At 73.4% G+C, this 14,490-nt stretch carries 15 protein-coding genes; 5 read left to right on the forward strand and 10 right to left on the reverse strand.

The window, feature by feature from the left end:
* Window positions 1–217 precede the first annotated feature (217 nt).
* Window positions 218–394: a hypothetical protein gene (locus LRP67_RS19355; RefSeq protein ID WP_231271773.1), complete on the reverse strand. Its 177-nt coding sequence runs from the start codon at window positions 392–394 to the stop codon at window positions 218–220.
* Between the two features lie 325 nt (window positions 395–719).
* Window positions 720–1,907: a glycogen synthase gene (glgA, locus tag LRP67_RS19360; protein WP_231271774.1), complete on the reverse strand. Its 1,188-nt coding sequence runs from the start codon at window positions 1,905–1,907 to the stop codon at window positions 720–722.
* A gap of 45 nt (window positions 1,908–1,952) precedes the next feature.
* Here glgA and glgC point away from each other — a divergent pair, with 45 nt between their 5' ends.
* Entirely contained in the window at window positions 1,953–3,188 is a 1,236-nt protein-coding gene (glgC, locus tag LRP67_RS19365; RefSeq protein WP_231271775.1) for a glucose-1-phosphate adenylyltransferase, read from the forward strand.
* A 12-nt stretch (window positions 3,189–3,200) separates the two neighbouring features.
* Here the strand turns inward: glgC and LRP67_RS19370 are convergent, their stop codons facing one another.
* The gene (locus LRP67_RS19370) at window positions 3,201–3,803 is read right to left on the reverse strand and encodes a mismatch-specific DNA-glycosylase (RefSeq protein WP_231271776.1); all 603 of its coding nucleotides are present in this window, start codon (window positions 3,801–3,803) and stop codon (window positions 3,201–3,203) included.
* A gap of 58 nt (window positions 3,804–3,861) precedes the next feature.
* On the opposite strand from LRP67_RS19370, the gene LRP67_RS19375 reads away from it, so the two are divergent.
* Window positions 3,862–4,386: a hypothetical protein gene (locus LRP67_RS19375; RefSeq protein ID WP_231271777.1), complete on the forward strand. Its 525-nt coding sequence runs from the start codon at window positions 3,862–3,864 to the stop codon at window positions 4,384–4,386.
* Here LRP67_RS19375 and LRP67_RS21970 read toward each other — a convergent pair.
* Genes LRP67_RS21970 through LRP67_RS19390 form a run of 3 tightly spaced genes read right to left on the reverse strand, consistent with a single transcriptional unit; the run spans window position 4,383 to window position 8,192 of the window.
* The gene (locus tag LRP67_RS21970; RefSeq protein WP_231271778.1) at window positions 4,383–5,627 is read right to left on the reverse strand and encodes a phosphodiester glycosidase family protein; all 1,245 of its coding nucleotides are present in this window, start codon (window positions 5,625–5,627) and stop codon (window positions 4,383–4,385) included. The two genes, LRP67_RS19375 and LRP67_RS21970, sit on opposite strands and share 4 nt — an antisense overlap.
* A gap of 19 nt (window positions 5,628–5,646) precedes the next feature.
* Window positions 5,647–7,215 (reverse strand): S9 family peptidase, encoded by a 1,569-nt coding sequence (locus LRP67_RS19385; RefSeq protein WP_231271779.1) that lies wholly within the window; start codon window positions 7,213–7,215, stop codon window positions 5,647–5,649.
* Window positions 7,216–7,271: 56 nt separating this feature from the next.
* Window positions 7,272–8,192, reverse strand: a complete 921-nt coding sequence (locus LRP67_RS19390) for a matrixin family metalloprotease (protein WP_231271780.1) — start codon at window positions 8,190–8,192, stop codon at window positions 7,272–7,274.
* Window positions 8,193–8,230: 38 nt separating this feature from the next.
* Here LRP67_RS19390 and LRP67_RS19395 point away from each other — a divergent pair, with 38 nt between their 5' ends.
* Window positions 8,231–9,460, forward strand: a complete 1,230-nt coding sequence (locus tag LRP67_RS19395; protein ID WP_231271781.1) for a site-specific DNA-methyltransferase — start codon at window positions 8,231–8,233, stop codon at window positions 9,458–9,460.
* Here the strand turns inward: LRP67_RS19395 and LRP67_RS19400 are convergent.
* The 3 genes from LRP67_RS19400 to LRP67_RS19410 are packed head-to-tail and all read right to left on the reverse strand — an operon-like array spanning window position 9,414 to window position 11,667.
* Window positions 9,414–10,250: a hypothetical protein gene (locus tag LRP67_RS19400; RefSeq protein WP_231271782.1), complete on the reverse strand. Its 837-nt coding sequence runs from the start codon at window positions 10,248–10,250 to the stop codon at window positions 9,414–9,416. The genes LRP67_RS19395 and LRP67_RS19400 overlap by 47 nt on opposite strands.
* Entirely contained in the window at window positions 10,247–10,753 is a 507-nt protein-coding gene (locus tag LRP67_RS19405; RefSeq protein WP_231271783.1) for a SigE family RNA polymerase sigma factor, read from the reverse strand. The genes LRP67_RS19400 and LRP67_RS19405 overlap by 4 nt, the downstream gene beginning before the upstream one ends.
* Window positions 10,754–10,758: 5 nt before the next feature.
* The gene (locus LRP67_RS19410; protein ID WP_231271784.1) at window positions 10,759–11,667 is read right to left on the reverse strand and encodes a LysR family transcriptional regulator; all 909 of its coding nucleotides are present in this window, start codon (window positions 11,665–11,667) and stop codon (window positions 10,759–10,761) included.
* An 82-nt stretch (window positions 11,668–11,749) separates the two neighbouring features.
* Between LRP67_RS19410 and LRP67_RS19415 the strand changes: the two genes are divergently transcribed.
* Window positions 11,750–12,613 (forward strand): DMT family transporter, encoded by an 864-nt coding sequence (locus tag LRP67_RS19415; protein ID WP_231271785.1) that lies wholly within the window; start codon window positions 11,750–11,752, stop codon window positions 12,611–12,613.
* Here LRP67_RS19415 and LRP67_RS19420 read toward each other — a convergent pair.
* Window positions 12,581–13,978 carry a wax ester/triacylglycerol synthase family O-acyltransferase gene (locus LRP67_RS19420; RefSeq protein WP_231271786.1) on the reverse strand — a complete coding sequence of 466 codons (1,398 nt, stop codon included), beginning with the start codon at window positions 13,976–13,978 and terminating at the stop codon, window positions 12,581–12,583. The two genes, LRP67_RS19415 and LRP67_RS19420, sit on opposite strands and share 33 nt — an antisense overlap.
* A gap of 179 nt (window positions 13,979–14,157) precedes the next feature.
* On the opposite strand from LRP67_RS19420, the gene LRP67_RS19425 reads away from it, so the two are divergent.
* Complete coding sequence (locus LRP67_RS19425; RefSeq protein WP_231271787.1) at window positions 14,158–14,478, forward strand: hypothetical protein; 321 nt, start codon at window positions 14,158–14,160, stop codon at window positions 14,476–14,478.
* Window positions 14,479–14,490: the final 12 nt, after the last annotated feature.

Below are 14,490 nucleotides of genomic sequence, written 5' to 3' on the forward strand. Positions count from 1 at the left end.
GACAGGCAGGCGGTCTCGCGGGCCAGGATGGTGGCGCGCCACTCGTTGAGCCGCCCGGCGCGCATGAGCGCCAGGGTGTGGGGCATCTCGTGCTGCAGGACCTTCGCGAGGCGAGGAGGCGGGCGGCCTTGGTCGGGGACTCGTGGCGGGCCAGACCGACCTGCTCGGCGATGCCCTCGCCGAGGCGGGAGGTGGGGACGCCGGCCGCTGCCTGGCTCTAGCGTTGGGAGGCGTCGAAGTCGACCGCGGTGGTGGCCTGGGCGGCGGTGGCGGTGCACTTGAGGTCCTCCAACGCGCCGATGAGGTCGATGCGCTGGGCGTCCGAGACCTCGCGGGGGCAGTCCGCGAGGGCGGCGGTCGCCTCGTGGATCTGCTGGATGAGCGTCTCGAACATATAATCGATTATAGGCACCACCGCCGACAGTGACGGAGGGTTGCGTGTGGTCTGTGGATGAGTGTGGCAACGGGTGGTGGTTGTGGCTGGTGGGTGGGCTGGGGGTGGTTTCGAGGCTCGCTTCGCGGCCCGGCCGGGTGCGGAGGAACGCGACCCGGCCGCTGGGCACGGCCTGCGTGACCAGCATGCGCAGGACGTCGACGAAGCCGGCTCGTGACGGGCCCTCGTCGGGGAAGGGGCTGCACTCGGCGCTCGGTGATGACCGGGGTCGTCGAGCCGTCGGGCCCGAGCATGATCTGCCAGAGGGTGTTGCCGGTCGGCCGCCTCAGAGCAGCGAGCGGTAGATGCCGACGGTGCGCTCCGCGATGGCCGACCACCCGAACGCCTCGACGGCGCGGCGGCGGCCGGCGACGCCCATGGCCGCCGCGCGGACCGGGTCGGTCACGACCTCGGTGAGGGCCGCGGCGAAGTCGGCGACGTAGGCGTCGGGGTCGAGCGGGGTGCCGGTGCCGTCGGTGGCCTGCGCGATCGGGACCAGGCGACCGGTCTCGCCGTCGACGACGACCTCGGGGATGCCGCCGGTCGCGGTCGCGACGACGGCGGTCTCGCAGGCCATGGCCTCGAGGTTGACGATGCCCAGGGGCTCGTAGATCGACGGGCACGCGAACACCGTGGCGTTCGTGAGCAGCCTCGTGACGTCGTGGCGCGGGAGCATCTCGCTGATCCACACGACGCCGGTACGCCGGGAGGCGAGGTCGGCCACGAGCGCCTCGACCTCGGCCTGGATCTCCGGGGTGTCGGGGGCACCCGCGCAGAGCACGATCTGCACGTCGTCCGGCAGGTCGGCCACGGCGCGCAGGAAGAGCGGCAGCCCCTTCTGGCGGGTGATCCGGCCGACGAACAGCACCGAGCGGCGGTCGGGGTCGACGCCGAGCTCGCGCACGCGGTCGGGGTCGACGACCGGCGCCCAGTCCTCGGTGTCGATGCCGTTGTGCACGACGTGCACCCGCGCCGGGTCGATCGCGGGATAGGCGGAGAGCACGTCGTCGCGCATCGCCGACGACACCGCGATGACCGCGGCCGCGGCCTCATAGGCGGTGCGCTCCACCCAGGAGGACACGGCGTAGCCGCCGCCGAGCTGCTCGGCCTTCCACGGCCGCAGCGGCTCGAGCGAGTGGGCCGACACCACGTGGGGGACGCCGTGCAGCAGTGAGGCGAGGTGGCCGGCCATGTTGGCGTACCACGTGTGCGAGTGGACCAGGTCGGTGCCGGCGCAGGCGTCGGCGATCGCGAGGTCGACGCCGAGCGTGCGCAGCGCCGGGTTGGCGGAGGCCAGCTCGGACAGGTCGGCGTACGACGACGTGCCGGCCTCGGCGCGCGGCGCCCCGAACGCGTGCACGCGGGCGTCGACATCCGAGCGGGCGCGCAGCGCGCGGACCAGCTCGGTGACGTGCACGCCGGCGCCGCCGTAGACCTCCGGTGGGTACTCCCTGCTCACCACGTCGACCCTCACGTGGGGCACGCTACTCGGTGGCGGGTTCGGGACTACGGTGAGCGCATGAGTGCGCGCAAGAGGGTCCTGGCCATCGTGCTGGCCGGGGGCGAGGGCAAGCGCCTGATGCCGCTGACCGCCGACCGAGCCAAGCCCGCCGTTCCGTTCGCGGGCATCTACCGGCTGATCGACTTCGCGCTGTCCAACGTGGTCAACAGCGGCTACCTCAGGGTGGTCGTGCTGACCCAGTACAAGTCGCACAGCCTCGACCGGCACGTCACCCAGACCTGGCGGATGTCGACGATGCTCGGCAACTACGTGACGCCGGTGCCGGCGCAGCAGCGGGTGGGCAAGCACTGGTACCTCGGCAGCGCCGACGCCATCTTCCAGTCCCTCAACCTGCTCCGCGACGAGAAGCCGGACATCGTGGTCGTCGTCGGCGCCGACCACGTCTACCGCATGGACTTCGCGCAGATGGTGCAGCAGCACTGCGACAGCGACGCCGCCTGCACGGTCGCCGCGATCCGGCAGCCGATCGAGATGGCCGACCAGTTCGGCGTGATTGACGTCCACCGCGACGACCCGTCGCGGATCCGGGAGTTCCTGGAGAAGCCCACCGACCCGATCGGTCTGCCCGACAGTCCCGGCGAGGTGCTGGCGTCGATGGGCAACTACGTCTTCGACGCCGACGCCCTGATCGAGGCCGTCACCCGCGACGCCACCACCCAGGGCTCCAAGCACGACATGGGCGGCGACATCGTCCCGTACTTCGTACGACGCGAGCAGGCCGGCGTCTACGACTACCGGGACAACGTGGTGCCCGGCGCCACCGACCGTGACCGCGGCTACTGGCGCGACGTCGGGACGCTCGGCTCCTACTACGCCGCGCAGATGGACGTCGTCTCGCCGCTGCCGGTCTTCAACCTCTACAACTTCGCGTGGCCGATCTTCACCTCCTACGGCCCGCAGCCACCGGCCAAGGTCGTGCAGGGCGCCGACGGTACCGAGGCCACCGTCGACGAGGCGCTGCTCTCGCCCGGCGTCGTCGTCAGCGGCGCGAGGGTCAACCGCTCGGTCCTGTCACCGGGCGTGCGCGTCGAGGCCGGCGCGGTGGTCGACGGCTCGGTGCTGATGAACGGCGTCCACGTCGGCGCCGGCGCGGTCGTGCGGCACGCGATCCTGGACAAGAACGTGGTCATCCCCGACGGCGCGCAGGTGGGCGTCGACCTCGAGGCCGACCGCGCCCGCGGCTTCGTGGTCGAGGACGGACTGACCGTCCTCGGCAAGGACCAGAGGTTCTGAGCGCCCGACCGCTCAGGTCAGGATGCCCGCCGCGCGCGCCGGCTCGGCGTAGGCCTCGGCGAGGGTGGCGACGGTCTGGTGCGCGTTGAGGCCGCTCGGGTTGGGCACCACCCACAGCTCGGCGCCGGCCAGGTCCTCGGGCTGCCGGCCGAGCACGGCCTTCGGCAACCCCCACCCGGTGCGGTAGGCGGTGATGCCCGCGATGGCCACCACCGCCGGCGTCGTACGCCGGACGAGTGCGGCGAGCTGCGCCTTGCCCGCGCGCAGCTCATCGGCGGTCAGGTCGGAGGCGCGGGCGGTGGCACGGGCCACGATGTTGGTGATGCCGATGCCGCGAGAGCGCAGGTAGTCGCGATCGGCGTCGGTCATGCCCGCCGACGGGCTGATCGGGCGCTCGAGGATGCCGGCCTGGAGCAGGGCCGGGTAGAAGCGGTTGGCGGGGTGCGCGAAGTGGCTGCTCGTCGCCGCCGTCCAGAGGCCGGGGTTGATGCCGACGAACAGCAGTCGCAGCTCCTGACCCGGGCCGGGGAGGAGGTCGGGCACGAGCGCGTCGCGGAAGGACTCCAGCTCGGCTCGGGTGAAGCGGCGCCGCTCGGGAGCAGGTGGCGTGGTCACGACGCCAGCGTGCCAGGGCCACCGGGAACCGCCCTGTGAGGGGTAGCGTCCAACCACCATGAGACGGACCCCCGGACCCCTCCTGCTGCTGCTCGTGCTGCTCGCTGCCCTCGCCGGCTGCGGCGACGACGCCGGGCGGGCCGGCGACGACCCGTCCCCGTCCCCGTCGACGTCGACCTCCGCCGGGGACCCCTCGACGAACCCCGCGGTCGAGCCGGTCGTGGTGGCCCTGCTGAGCGAGACCACCACGGGCGGCCCTACCTCCGACGTGCTCTCGCCGGTCGACGGCGCCGCGCTGGAGGGCTTCCTGGCGCAGCTCGACTCGGGCTCGCTCGCCGACAAGGTGCGCAGCGAGGTCGAGCACCATGAGCTGCCACAGGGCCACAGCCTGGGCGCCGCGGTGGTCGCGGTCGGGTGCGACGTGCCGCCCGGCGTCGAGGTGACGCGGGCCGGCGACGGCTGGGCCGTCTCGCCGCACAAGGTGGCGAGTCCGCTGACGGAGTGTTTCGCGCCGGTGACCACGGTGGTGGTCGTGGACGTGCCCGGGGAGGTGCCGCCCGGGCCGGCGCCGTCGGGCTTCTAGGGCCGGCGCGGCCGGGTGTAGGTGACCTCGATCGCGTTGGCGACCTGGCGCTGCGCGCCGTCGGAGGGGCTGTTGCGCACGCCCACCGCGCCGCGGCGCCCGGGCGCGACCATGGTCGTCGACCCGCCCCCGTCGAGGTTGAGCGCCTCGTCGGCGCCGAGCTCGATCATCAGCTCGGCCAGCTCGACCATCGTGTGGCCGCGGCTGAAGTCCTGGCGGCCGTCGATCACCAGCAGCAGCACCTCGCCGGTGTCGCGGTCGATCCCGACCGCCGTGCGCGGGTGCAGCTCGCGGTCGTCGACCACGTCGATGACCCCGTCGCGCACCAGGAACCTGTTGCCGGTGATGGCCATCTGCGGCGCCTCGGCGATGCCGCCGCGCACGGTGACCCAGGAGCCCGGACGCAGGGCGGCGAGGCGCTCGGCTCCGGCGCCACGGCCGATGAGGAGCTGGCCGCGCACGGGGGTGTCGACCGGGAGCCGGGTGCTTACCTCGACGACCCGGCGCTTGACGACCCGCACCATGCGCACACCGTTGCGGACGCCGTCGGTGACGCGGTAGCCCGAGGTGCGCCCCCACTTGCTGGTGTAGAGGCCGATGCCGTCGGGCTGCACCGACGGTGAGTTGACGTTGGTGATCACCAGGCGCGGGCGGTGCGCCACGACCAGGGCCGGAGTGAGGGGGCCGATGTCGGGGCGGCCCTTGGCGTCGAGGAAGAACGCGGAGTTCCAGCCGCTGCGGGGCCCGTGCAGCAGCCCGCGCAGCCGACTGCGGCCGATGCCGAGGGGAGCGCCGGTGTCGCCGATGTCGAAGAAGTCGCCGTTGACGCCGGCCACCGCGTCGTGGCGGGCGAGGATGTCGCTGACCTCGTCGGTACGGCGGACGGCCCCGGGCGACCCGTAGCCGAGGTTGACCCCGCGGACCTTCGGGTTCACGGTCAGCAGGTGGGCGCGGACCGGGCCGCGCGCGTCGAGTTGGTCCCAGCGGCTGTAGGTGATGCCCGGTGCGACACGCCAGGAGACGGGCGGGGCGAGCTCACGGGTGGCCCGGCGCAGGGACGGGGCGGGCTGCGGCGCGGCGATCTCGCCGCGGATCCCGTCGGAGGTCTGAGGGACGCGCGAGTCCTCGGAGACGCCGGGTCGCCGTGGGTCGTCGCGCCCGCCGCCGACCGAGGGTGACGGCGCCGCGAGGAGGGTGCAGCCGAGGAGCAGGGCTGCGACCTGGGGAAGTCGTGTGCGCACCTCGTCCAGGGTAGGTGCCTCAACGCCTCACGACGGGCAGTGAGACGACCGTGTCGTCGATGATCACGACGCCCGGCGTGCGCGACCCCATGGTCACGAACGTGTCGCTGACCGCGGTGGCCAGCAGGTACAGCGTCTGCCCCGCGGGCACGTTCACGGCCACCGACGGCAGGGTGACCCGCCGCGCGACCCCGGTGACGGGGGAGACCTCGCGCAGGGGCAGCACGTTGTTCTGCACCAGGCGAGCGGTCGCCGGCGAGGTGCCGACGGCCAGCCCGTAGAACGCGCGGTTCTCGAGCCCGAGCGCGGTGACCTTGCCGGTGAGGTAGGGCGACCCGGCGACCCGCACGGGGCCCTTCACGACCGGCACCGCCACCGGCGCGCCGGCCGGGCCGACGGTGGTGGCGACCGTGCCGACGGCGTACCGCCGGGTGGGCGCGACCGAGCGCACGGTCGTGCAGGTGCTGGACGGGGTGGCGAGGTGGATGCGGCCCCAGCCGCGCAGGCCGGTCTTGCGCCCCTTGAGCCTGGCGTCGAAGAAGCGGATCGAGAGCGCCCGGAAGTCGCCGCCGGCGAGCCTCCTGCTGCACGGGTCGGAGGTCACGTCGATGCCCGCAGGCAGCAGGTTCGGCAGCACGTGGCCGCCGTTGTAGCCGACGAAGATGCTGTGCTTGCGGGCGCGCTTGGTGAGGCCGCGCTGCCAGTTGGCCAGGCCCTGCTGGAGCGGGAAGAGGGTGTCGGTGGTGCCCTGGCCGAGGAGCACCGGGATGTCGAGACGACGGCCGTGGTCGGCGTGCCACTTGGGTCCGTTGCGCTCGAAGAACGACACCAGGTCCTGCCCGCCGGGCAGCGAGCCGTCAGGCCACTGGCCGGTTGCGGCGCCCTCGATCAGCGCCTGGTAGACGCGCTCGGGCAGCGCCTGCGACGGCAGTGCCGCGGCGCTGAGGCCCAGTGCCCACTCGGTGCGCGTCACGCCCTCGGGGGCGAGGCTCTGGGAGAGGTCGTGCCAGGTGATCTCGGGCGCGAGGGCGTCGAAGACCGGCTTGCCCCGCAGCCGCAGCGACTCGAAGGCGCCGAGCAGCTGGTAGCCGCCGCCGTAGCTGCCGCCGATCGCGCCGAGGCGCGGGTCCCCTCTGCCGTCCTGGCGCACCCAGCGCAGCCGGCTGACCAGCCGCACCAGCGCCCGGACGTCCTTGCCCTCGTAGGCGGGACTCTCGACGTGCGCCTTGCCGCCGGACTCGCCCCAGCCGCGCTGGTCGAACGAGATCACGCCGTACCCGGCCCGGGTGAACGCGGCGAGTGCCGCCGGGTCCTTCGTGCGCGAGCCGCCCCAGCCGTGGCTGTGCATGAGCATCGGGACCCGCCGCTTCGCGGTGGCGCGCGGCGGCTTGAAGACCGAGTAGCAGATCTTGACCGGCGCGCCGCCCCTCGTCTCCGGGGCGCTCCTCAGGCAGCCGTGGGTCACCGTGACCTTGCCCGCCGCGGTCGGCGGTGCCGCCGGCGCCGGGGCGGCGGAGGTGGCGGGCGCGGCGCTCAGGCCGGCGGTCAGCAGGGCGGTGGCGAGCGGCAGGGCGAGGCGCGAGGTCATGCCCTGCTCAACTGTCGACCCCGGCCGGGGTCACGCTCCGGGCCCGGCCGGGACGGTCAGGCGCAGGGTGCGTCGCCGAGGATGGCCAGGCCGCTGAGGTCGCCGGGGCCCAGGCTGGTCACCTGGGCGGTGGGGTACATCAGCTCGTTGGGGTCGTCGACGTGGTCGAGACCGACCAGGTGGCCGAGCTCGTGCACGATGATCGCGCGCTGCTGGGCCTCCGGGTCGCGAGTGGCCTCGATGTCCTCGAAGGCGTCCCGGTCGAGGACGACCCGGCCGGTGACGTACCGGGTGAACATCCCGTCGTCGCGGCCCATCGGCCCGGCCAGCCCGGCGACGTCGCCGGCCAGGCCCTCGACCTCGTCGGCGTCCGCCCACCCGATGAGCACCGGACCGGGCCGACCCGACGGGCTCACGCGGCCCTCGAAGTCGCGGTCGTCGGTGGTGCCGCCGTCCTCGAACCGCAGCCCGGTGGCCCCGCTGATGGTCTCGACCGCGTCGTCGAGCAGGTCCTCCCAGTCGTCCGGCGCCCCGTCGGGGTTGACGACGTACTCGACCGGGCGGCAGGGGCTCCACGCGACCGGCTGGTCCGTGCCCGGACGAGTCGACAGGAACTCGTAGCTGCCGCTCCCGTCGCCGGCGACCGGGTCGTTGAGCCGGTCGTCGATGCCCAGCCAGCTGCGCACCTGGGCGGCTCCGGGGCTGAGGTTGAGACCCACCAGCCCGACGATCACGGCGACGGTGAAGCCGATGGTGAAGTAGGTCCGGCGACGATCCCGGGTGGCTCCGGGCGGCCGCTCGGTCCGATCCGGGCGTCGGCGGCGCCGTCGCGGGGGTCGTGGCAGGCCGCCCCGGATCGGCGTGACGTCGGCCCCGTCAGGGCCTGCGTCGGTCGTCTCCATGGCCCGGATCTCGCGCAGCAGGTCGCGCTGCCACTGGCGATCGGCGCGCCGCCGTGACCATCCGGACCCTCCCATGCCAGAAATGATGTCCGACCACCGGTTACCGTGCGCCCGTGACCGTCGAACCCCCGCCGTGGAACACGTTCGTCGCGGGCGACAACCTCGACGTCCTGCCCGCGCTCCCACCCGGCAGCGTCGACCTGGTCTACATCGACCCGCCCTACAACACCGGCAACGACTTCGCCTACGCCGACGACATCCGCGGCGTCGACGGCGCGAGCCGGCACCAGGCCTGGGTGGCGATGATGCGGCCTCGCCTCGTGGCCGCGCGCGAGGTGCTCGCGGACACCGGCGCGATCTTCGTCAGCATCGATGACAACGAGGCGGCGTACCTGCGCCTGCTCATGGACGAGGTGTACGGCGAGCAGAACCTGCTCGCGCAGGTCGTGGTCAACCTCAACCCCAAGGGCCGTCAGCTGGGCAAGGGGTTCGCGACCAACCACGAGTACCTGCTCGTCTACGCGCGCGACGCCCGCCGCTGCGTGCTCGACGCCAGCACCAGCGACACCGTCGACGAGCGCGACTTCCCGCTGGCCGGGCCCGACGGACGGCGTTTCCGGCACCTGCCGCTGCGCAACACGAACAAGAAGTTCAACCCGGCGACCGCGCGCACCCTGCACTTCCCGGTCTGGGGCGACCCGGTCGGCGGCGCGGTCCGCACGGCGCCGTTCGAGGGCGCCGTCGAGGTGCTGCCGGTCTTCGGCGACGGGACGCCGGCGGTGTGGCGGTGGAGCCGGCCGCGCATCGACGAGCGCCCCGACGACCTGGTGTGCCGCACCATCAAGGGGGTGCGTGGCGAGCGGGTCGACGTGTTCCAGAAGGACTGGCTGCACCGCGACACCCCGGGCGGGCGCCGCAAGAAGCTGCGCACGATCTGGATGGCCGAGGAGGTCGGCTCCACCGACACCGCCGTGGCCGAGCTCAAGGAGGTGCTCGGCCATGTCTTCGAGTCGCCCAAGCCGACCGGGCTGATCCTGCGGATCCTGCAGACGATGCCCGCGAACGCGCGGGTGCTCGACTTCTTCGCCGGCAGCGGTACGACGGGGCACGCGGTCGCGCTCGCCAACGCCGCGGACGGCGGCACCCGCACCTGCCTCTCGGTGAACTCGACCGAGCCCACCCGGGTCGGCTCCAACGCCCAGCTCGCGGGCTATGCCACCGTCGCCGACATCACCCGCGCCCGGCTGCGCGCCGTGGCCGAGCGGGTCGGGGGCGGGTTCGAGGAGCTCCCGCCGCTCAGCAGCAGCCCGGCTCCAGACCCTCGCCGGCCGACATCCGCGTGACCTCTGCCCCGGGCGGTGCATACCGGGGGCGGGAGCTGTCCCACGTCCCGGACAGGCGCCACTCGCCGACACCGTCGAAGATGCCCGGCCAGGGTGGGTCGTCGATGGTGAGGGACGCGCCCTCGCCGCCGCCGGGGACCACGTCGGGGTAGGCGGCGGAGAGCTCCGCCCAGGTGTCGCCCAGAGCGATGCCGGAGTCGGCGAGGCGGATCTGCGGCTGCGTGGCGTCGACCGGCTCGTAGTCGTTCCACGACGGGCTCCTGGCGAGCTCCCAGCCCCGGAAGGTCGCGGCCTTGACCGTCTCGCCGCCGAAGGCGGCGCAGAGGGACTGCCAGCACACGGTCCGGGCCTGACGGTGGTCCCACGACGGGCTGAGCGGGTCGTCCCCGTCGACAGCGAACCCGGCGGGCGCGGGCTCGAGCTGGTCCCAGGCGGAGTCCCAGTCCGGTGCGCCGAAGGACCGGGTCATCTCGGTGATCACCTCGCCCGCCGCGTCCCCGAACGACCACTCGCCGATCCCCGTACCGCTCCCGCGAAGCGGTGCGGCCGTGCGCCGGATCGTGGGGGTGGGCTCGACGGTGGCGGGCGGAGCGGTGTCGGTGTCGCCGGGCATCGCCACGTAGGCGAAGCCGGTGCCGATCATGAGCGTCGCCGCCAGCCCGGCGCCGGCGGTGACCGCCCGCCGTACCGCGCGGCGGCGGGTGCCGCGGGCGATCACGTGGTCCAGGTCGAGGGTGTCGGGCGGCGGGTCGGTGAGCACCGACTCGAAGAGCGTGCGGACGTCGTTCACGGCGTCTCCTCCTGATAGGTCGCCAGGGCGCCCCGCAGGGCCTCGAGGCCGCGGCTGGTCTGGCTCTTGATGTTGCCGGTGCTGACGCCGAGCGCCTGGGCGCTCTGCTCCACCGAGAGGTCCTCCCAGAAGCGCAGCACCAGCACGGCGCGCTGGCCGGGGGCGACCCGGCGCAGGGCGGCGAGGACCCGCTCGCGCTCGCCGAGGCTCTCGACGTCACCGCCGGCGGCGGTGACGTCGGGCAGCTCGGCCCAGGCGGACTCGCGCCGGGCGGGACGGCGGCGGTGGTCGAGGTAGAGGTTCAGCAGGATCTTGCGCACGTAGGCGTCCGGCTGCCCCGTACGGGTGACCCGGCCCCACACCGCAAAGGCCCGGGTGAGCGCCTCCTGCACGAGGTCGTCGGCGAGGTGCCAGTCGCCGCACAGCAGGTACGCCGTCCTCCGCAGCTGCGACCGGCGGGCGGTCACCCACTCGCGGAACTCCGGCTCCGAGTCCTGTCCCATGCCCCTCACACGGGATCGGTGCCCTCGCAGGTTGCACCGGAGCGCAGCCGGTCCAGCACCAGCCGCAGCGGCGCCCAGCGCTCGCGGCCTCGCCGGGTGACGGCGTAGGCCCGGAGCACGACGCTCGGCTCGGTCAAGGGGAGGACGCGGACGCCCGGTCGGGGATGCCAGTCGAGAGGGAGCAGGCCGACGCCGAGGCCGGCGACGATCAGGTCCTCGACCAGCTCCAGGCTGTCGATCTCGTGGGCGATGCGCGGGGTGAAGCCGGCCATGGACGCGAGCGTGCGCACGGCGTGCTCGTCGGCGGTGTTGCGCGAGTTGACGATCCACGGCCGCTCGGCGAAGGCGGCGAAGACCGCGGCCGAGTCGCCGCGCGGCGTGGGCTCGTCCGCGGGCACGCCGAGGCCCCAGGCGACCTCCCACAGGTGGAGGGCGTCGAGGTCGTTGCGCAGCGCCGCCGGCGCCAGGCTGTAGTCATAGGTCAGCGCCAGGTCGATGTCGTCGCTCGCGAGCAGCTCGAAGGCCTCGAGCGGCTCGTACTCGCTGACCAGCACCCGCACCCCCGGGTGCGAGGTCGCGAGGTCGCCGATGATCGGCAGCAGCGAGCGGCGTACGGCGGTCGCGAAGCCGGCGACCCGCAGGGTCCCGGCCGGCTCCGCGTCCGGGTCCAGGTCGCGCCGGGCGGCGTCGACGGCGGCGAGGATGGTGACCGCGTGGTCGGCGAGGCGGCGCCCCGCGGGAGTGAGCCGGACCCGCCGGCCGTCGGGCTCGACGAGCGGGGTCTGAACCTCGCGGGCCAGGGCCGCGATCTGCTGGGAGACCGTCGAGGTGGTGTGGCCGAGCTCGTCGGCGACCTCGCGCATCGAGCCCAGCCGGGAGAGCTCGACGAGCAGCCGGAGCCGACGGACGTCCATGCGCCGATTGTCCACAGATCGTGAACGATATGTCCACTGAAATCACGTGGACGCGAACGGTGGCGGCGCGAACACTGGGCCCATGAGCTCGCGCACCGGTGCCTCGATGGCCGTCGTCTCGATGCTGTGCGTCCAGCTGGGGCTGGCGGTGTCGGTCGGCCTCATCGACGACCTGGGCCCCGAGGGTGCCGCCTGGCTGCGCCTGGCGTGGGCCGGGGTGATCATGCTGGCGGTGGTCCGCCCGCGCCGTTCCGACTTCCCGGCCGGCTCGCTGCCGGCCTGCGTGCTGCTCGGCGTCGTCACCGCGGGGGTGACCATGCTGTTCATGGCTGCCGTGGACCGGCTGCCGCTGGGCACGGCCAGCGCGCTGGAGTTCCTCGGCCCCCTGGGCGTCGCGGTCGCGCGCGGACACGGCGGCCGACGGATCTGGCCGGCCCTCGCGGCGGTCGGCGTCCTGCTGCTCACCCAGCCGTGGAGCGGCGAGGCCGACCTCGTGGGGGTCGCGTTCGCGCTGGGTGCGGCGGTCTGCTGGGCGGCGTACATCCTGTTGACGCAGCGCGTCGGCGACGAGGTCACCGGCCTCAAGGGGCTCGCGATCTCGATGCCCGTCGCGGCCCTGGTCGCGACCGCCGTCGCCGGGCCCTCGACATTCGGCCGGCTCACCCCCGAGCTGCTGCTCGTGGGCGTCGGGCTGGCGGTGCTGCTGCCGGTGGTGCCGTTCGCGCTGGAGCTGCTGGCGCTGCGCCGGCTGACCACCTCGGCGTTCGGCACCCTGATGAGCCTGGAGCCGGCGTTCGCCCTGCTCATCGGCTTCCTCGCCCTCAGCCAGGCGCCGGGGTGGCTGGCCGTCGCCGGCGTCGGGTTCGTGGTCGTCGCCGGCATCGGCGCCGAGCGGACCGGCGCCCGGTCGTCCTCAGACTCCGGCGGCCTGCTCCAGGTGACCTAGCTCGTCGTCGAGGTGGGTGAGCAGCCGCTGCAGGTGCGGGACGGTGCGGCGGCAGCCGGTGAGCCCGAACGCCATGTGGCCGTCGTAGGACGTGCAGGTGATGTTCAGCGCCATGCCGTTGATCGGGATCGACAGCGGGTAGGTGCCGACCAGCTGCGCACCGTTCCAGTAGTGGGTGGAGCGCGGGCCGGGGACGTTGCTGATGATGAGGTTGTACGGCGGACGCACGATGCCCTGCATGCGCAGCATCGGCGCGAGGATCGCCGGGGCCTGGCCGAGCGCGCTCATCGCCAGGATCTGCATCGGCGTCATCGACGAGAGCGCCTCCTTGCCGTCCTTCATGGAGCGGTGGATGGCCGCCAGCCGCCGGGCCGGGTCGGGCAGGTCGGTGGCCAGCTGCACCATCACCGCACCGACCGCGTTGCCGCCCTCGGCCGAGGCGATCTGCGACTGCGTGGCGTTGAGACCGACCGGGACCATCGAGACCAGCGTCTGGTCTGGCAGCGCGTCGAGCTCGAGCAGGTAGGCGCGCATGGCACCGCTGCACATCGCCAGCACCACGTCGTTGACCGTGGTCCCGGTGGCCTTGCCGATGCCGCGCAGCCGCTCGATCGGCCAGTCCTGCGCGGCGAAGCGCCGCGAGCCGGTGATCTTCTGGTTGATGATCGTGCGCGGCGCGTAGAGCGAGAGCGCGGAGGTCTCGTTGCGCAGGCCCTTGCTGAGCGTCTTCACCAGCGCGCCCGGCATGCCGGCGGCCTCGGCGGTGATCCCGAGCGCCGTACGCAGCGCCTGGACGGGCAGCTCGGAGAGCTCGGGGGCCTCGCGCTCGCGACTCGGGCGGGAGGTCGGCGGCGCGGCCCAGGGCGCGGGCATCCCGCGCTTGTCGGGGTCGGTCGACAGGACGCTGGCGAGGAGCCGCATCGCGGAGACGCCGTCGATGAGCGCGTGGTGGGTCTTGGTGTACATCGCGACCCGGCCGTCACGCAGACCCTCGATGACGTGGGCCTCCCACAGGGGACGCTCACGCGCCAGGCGAGTGCCGTGGAGCCGGCCGCACAGCTCGAGCAGCTCGCGGATCCGTCCGGGCTTGGGCAGGGCGCTGTGGCGCACGTGGTGCTCGATGTCGAACTGCTCGTCGGGCCGCCAGACCCACTGCCCGCCGGTGCGCACCGACCGGTGGGGTCGCTTGAGGAACAGCGGTGCCACCTCGTCGATGTCGCTCATCTGCTCGAACATCTCGCGGACGTAGCCCCGTCCGGCTCCCTCCGGCTTCTTGAACAGCTGGAGTCCGCCGACGTGCATCGGCATGCTCCGGTTCTCGGCGAAGAGGAAGCCGGTCGCGGTGGGATCGATCGCAGTGACCACGGTGCGCCTTTCGTAGGGACGCATCCTCGCTCGCCGTGACCACGGCCACAAGCACCCAGGGCCCGGCGAGCGGTGCTCGGGCCACCTGTCGTCCACAGCGGGGCCTCGCGCCAGCGGTCGTCCCCAGGGAGGACCGCGCTCGCCTCGTTCTGTCCCTCGCCGCTCCTAGCGTCGCGGCCATGAAGATCCTTCTCGCACTCCTGACCGCACTTCTCCTCACCGCCGCCCTCACCGGCCTGGCCCGCGCGGAGCACGGGCCGCCGGGCGACCGCGTCCACGAGCCGCCCGTCATCGTGGAGGTGGAGGGTGACGCGGCCAACGGCTTCGGCATCCACTACTCCGACGGCTCCGAGCTCTCCCCACCCACCGACTCGGAGGCCTTCGCCGAGTGCGGCGAGTACGGCCGCCGCGTGGCACGCGTCCGCTGCCGCACCGAGGTCCGGGTCTGGTACCGCGATCTCGGCGACCTCAAGCGAGCGCTGGAGCACGCGCGGTCGTGACACGATCGGTCC

Origin of the sequence: Nocardioides sp. cx-169 (assembly GCF_021083605.1) — a bacterium.
In the GTDB taxonomy this organism is placed as follows: Bacteria; Actinomycetota; Actinomycetes; order Propionibacteriales; family Nocardioidaceae; genus Nocardioides.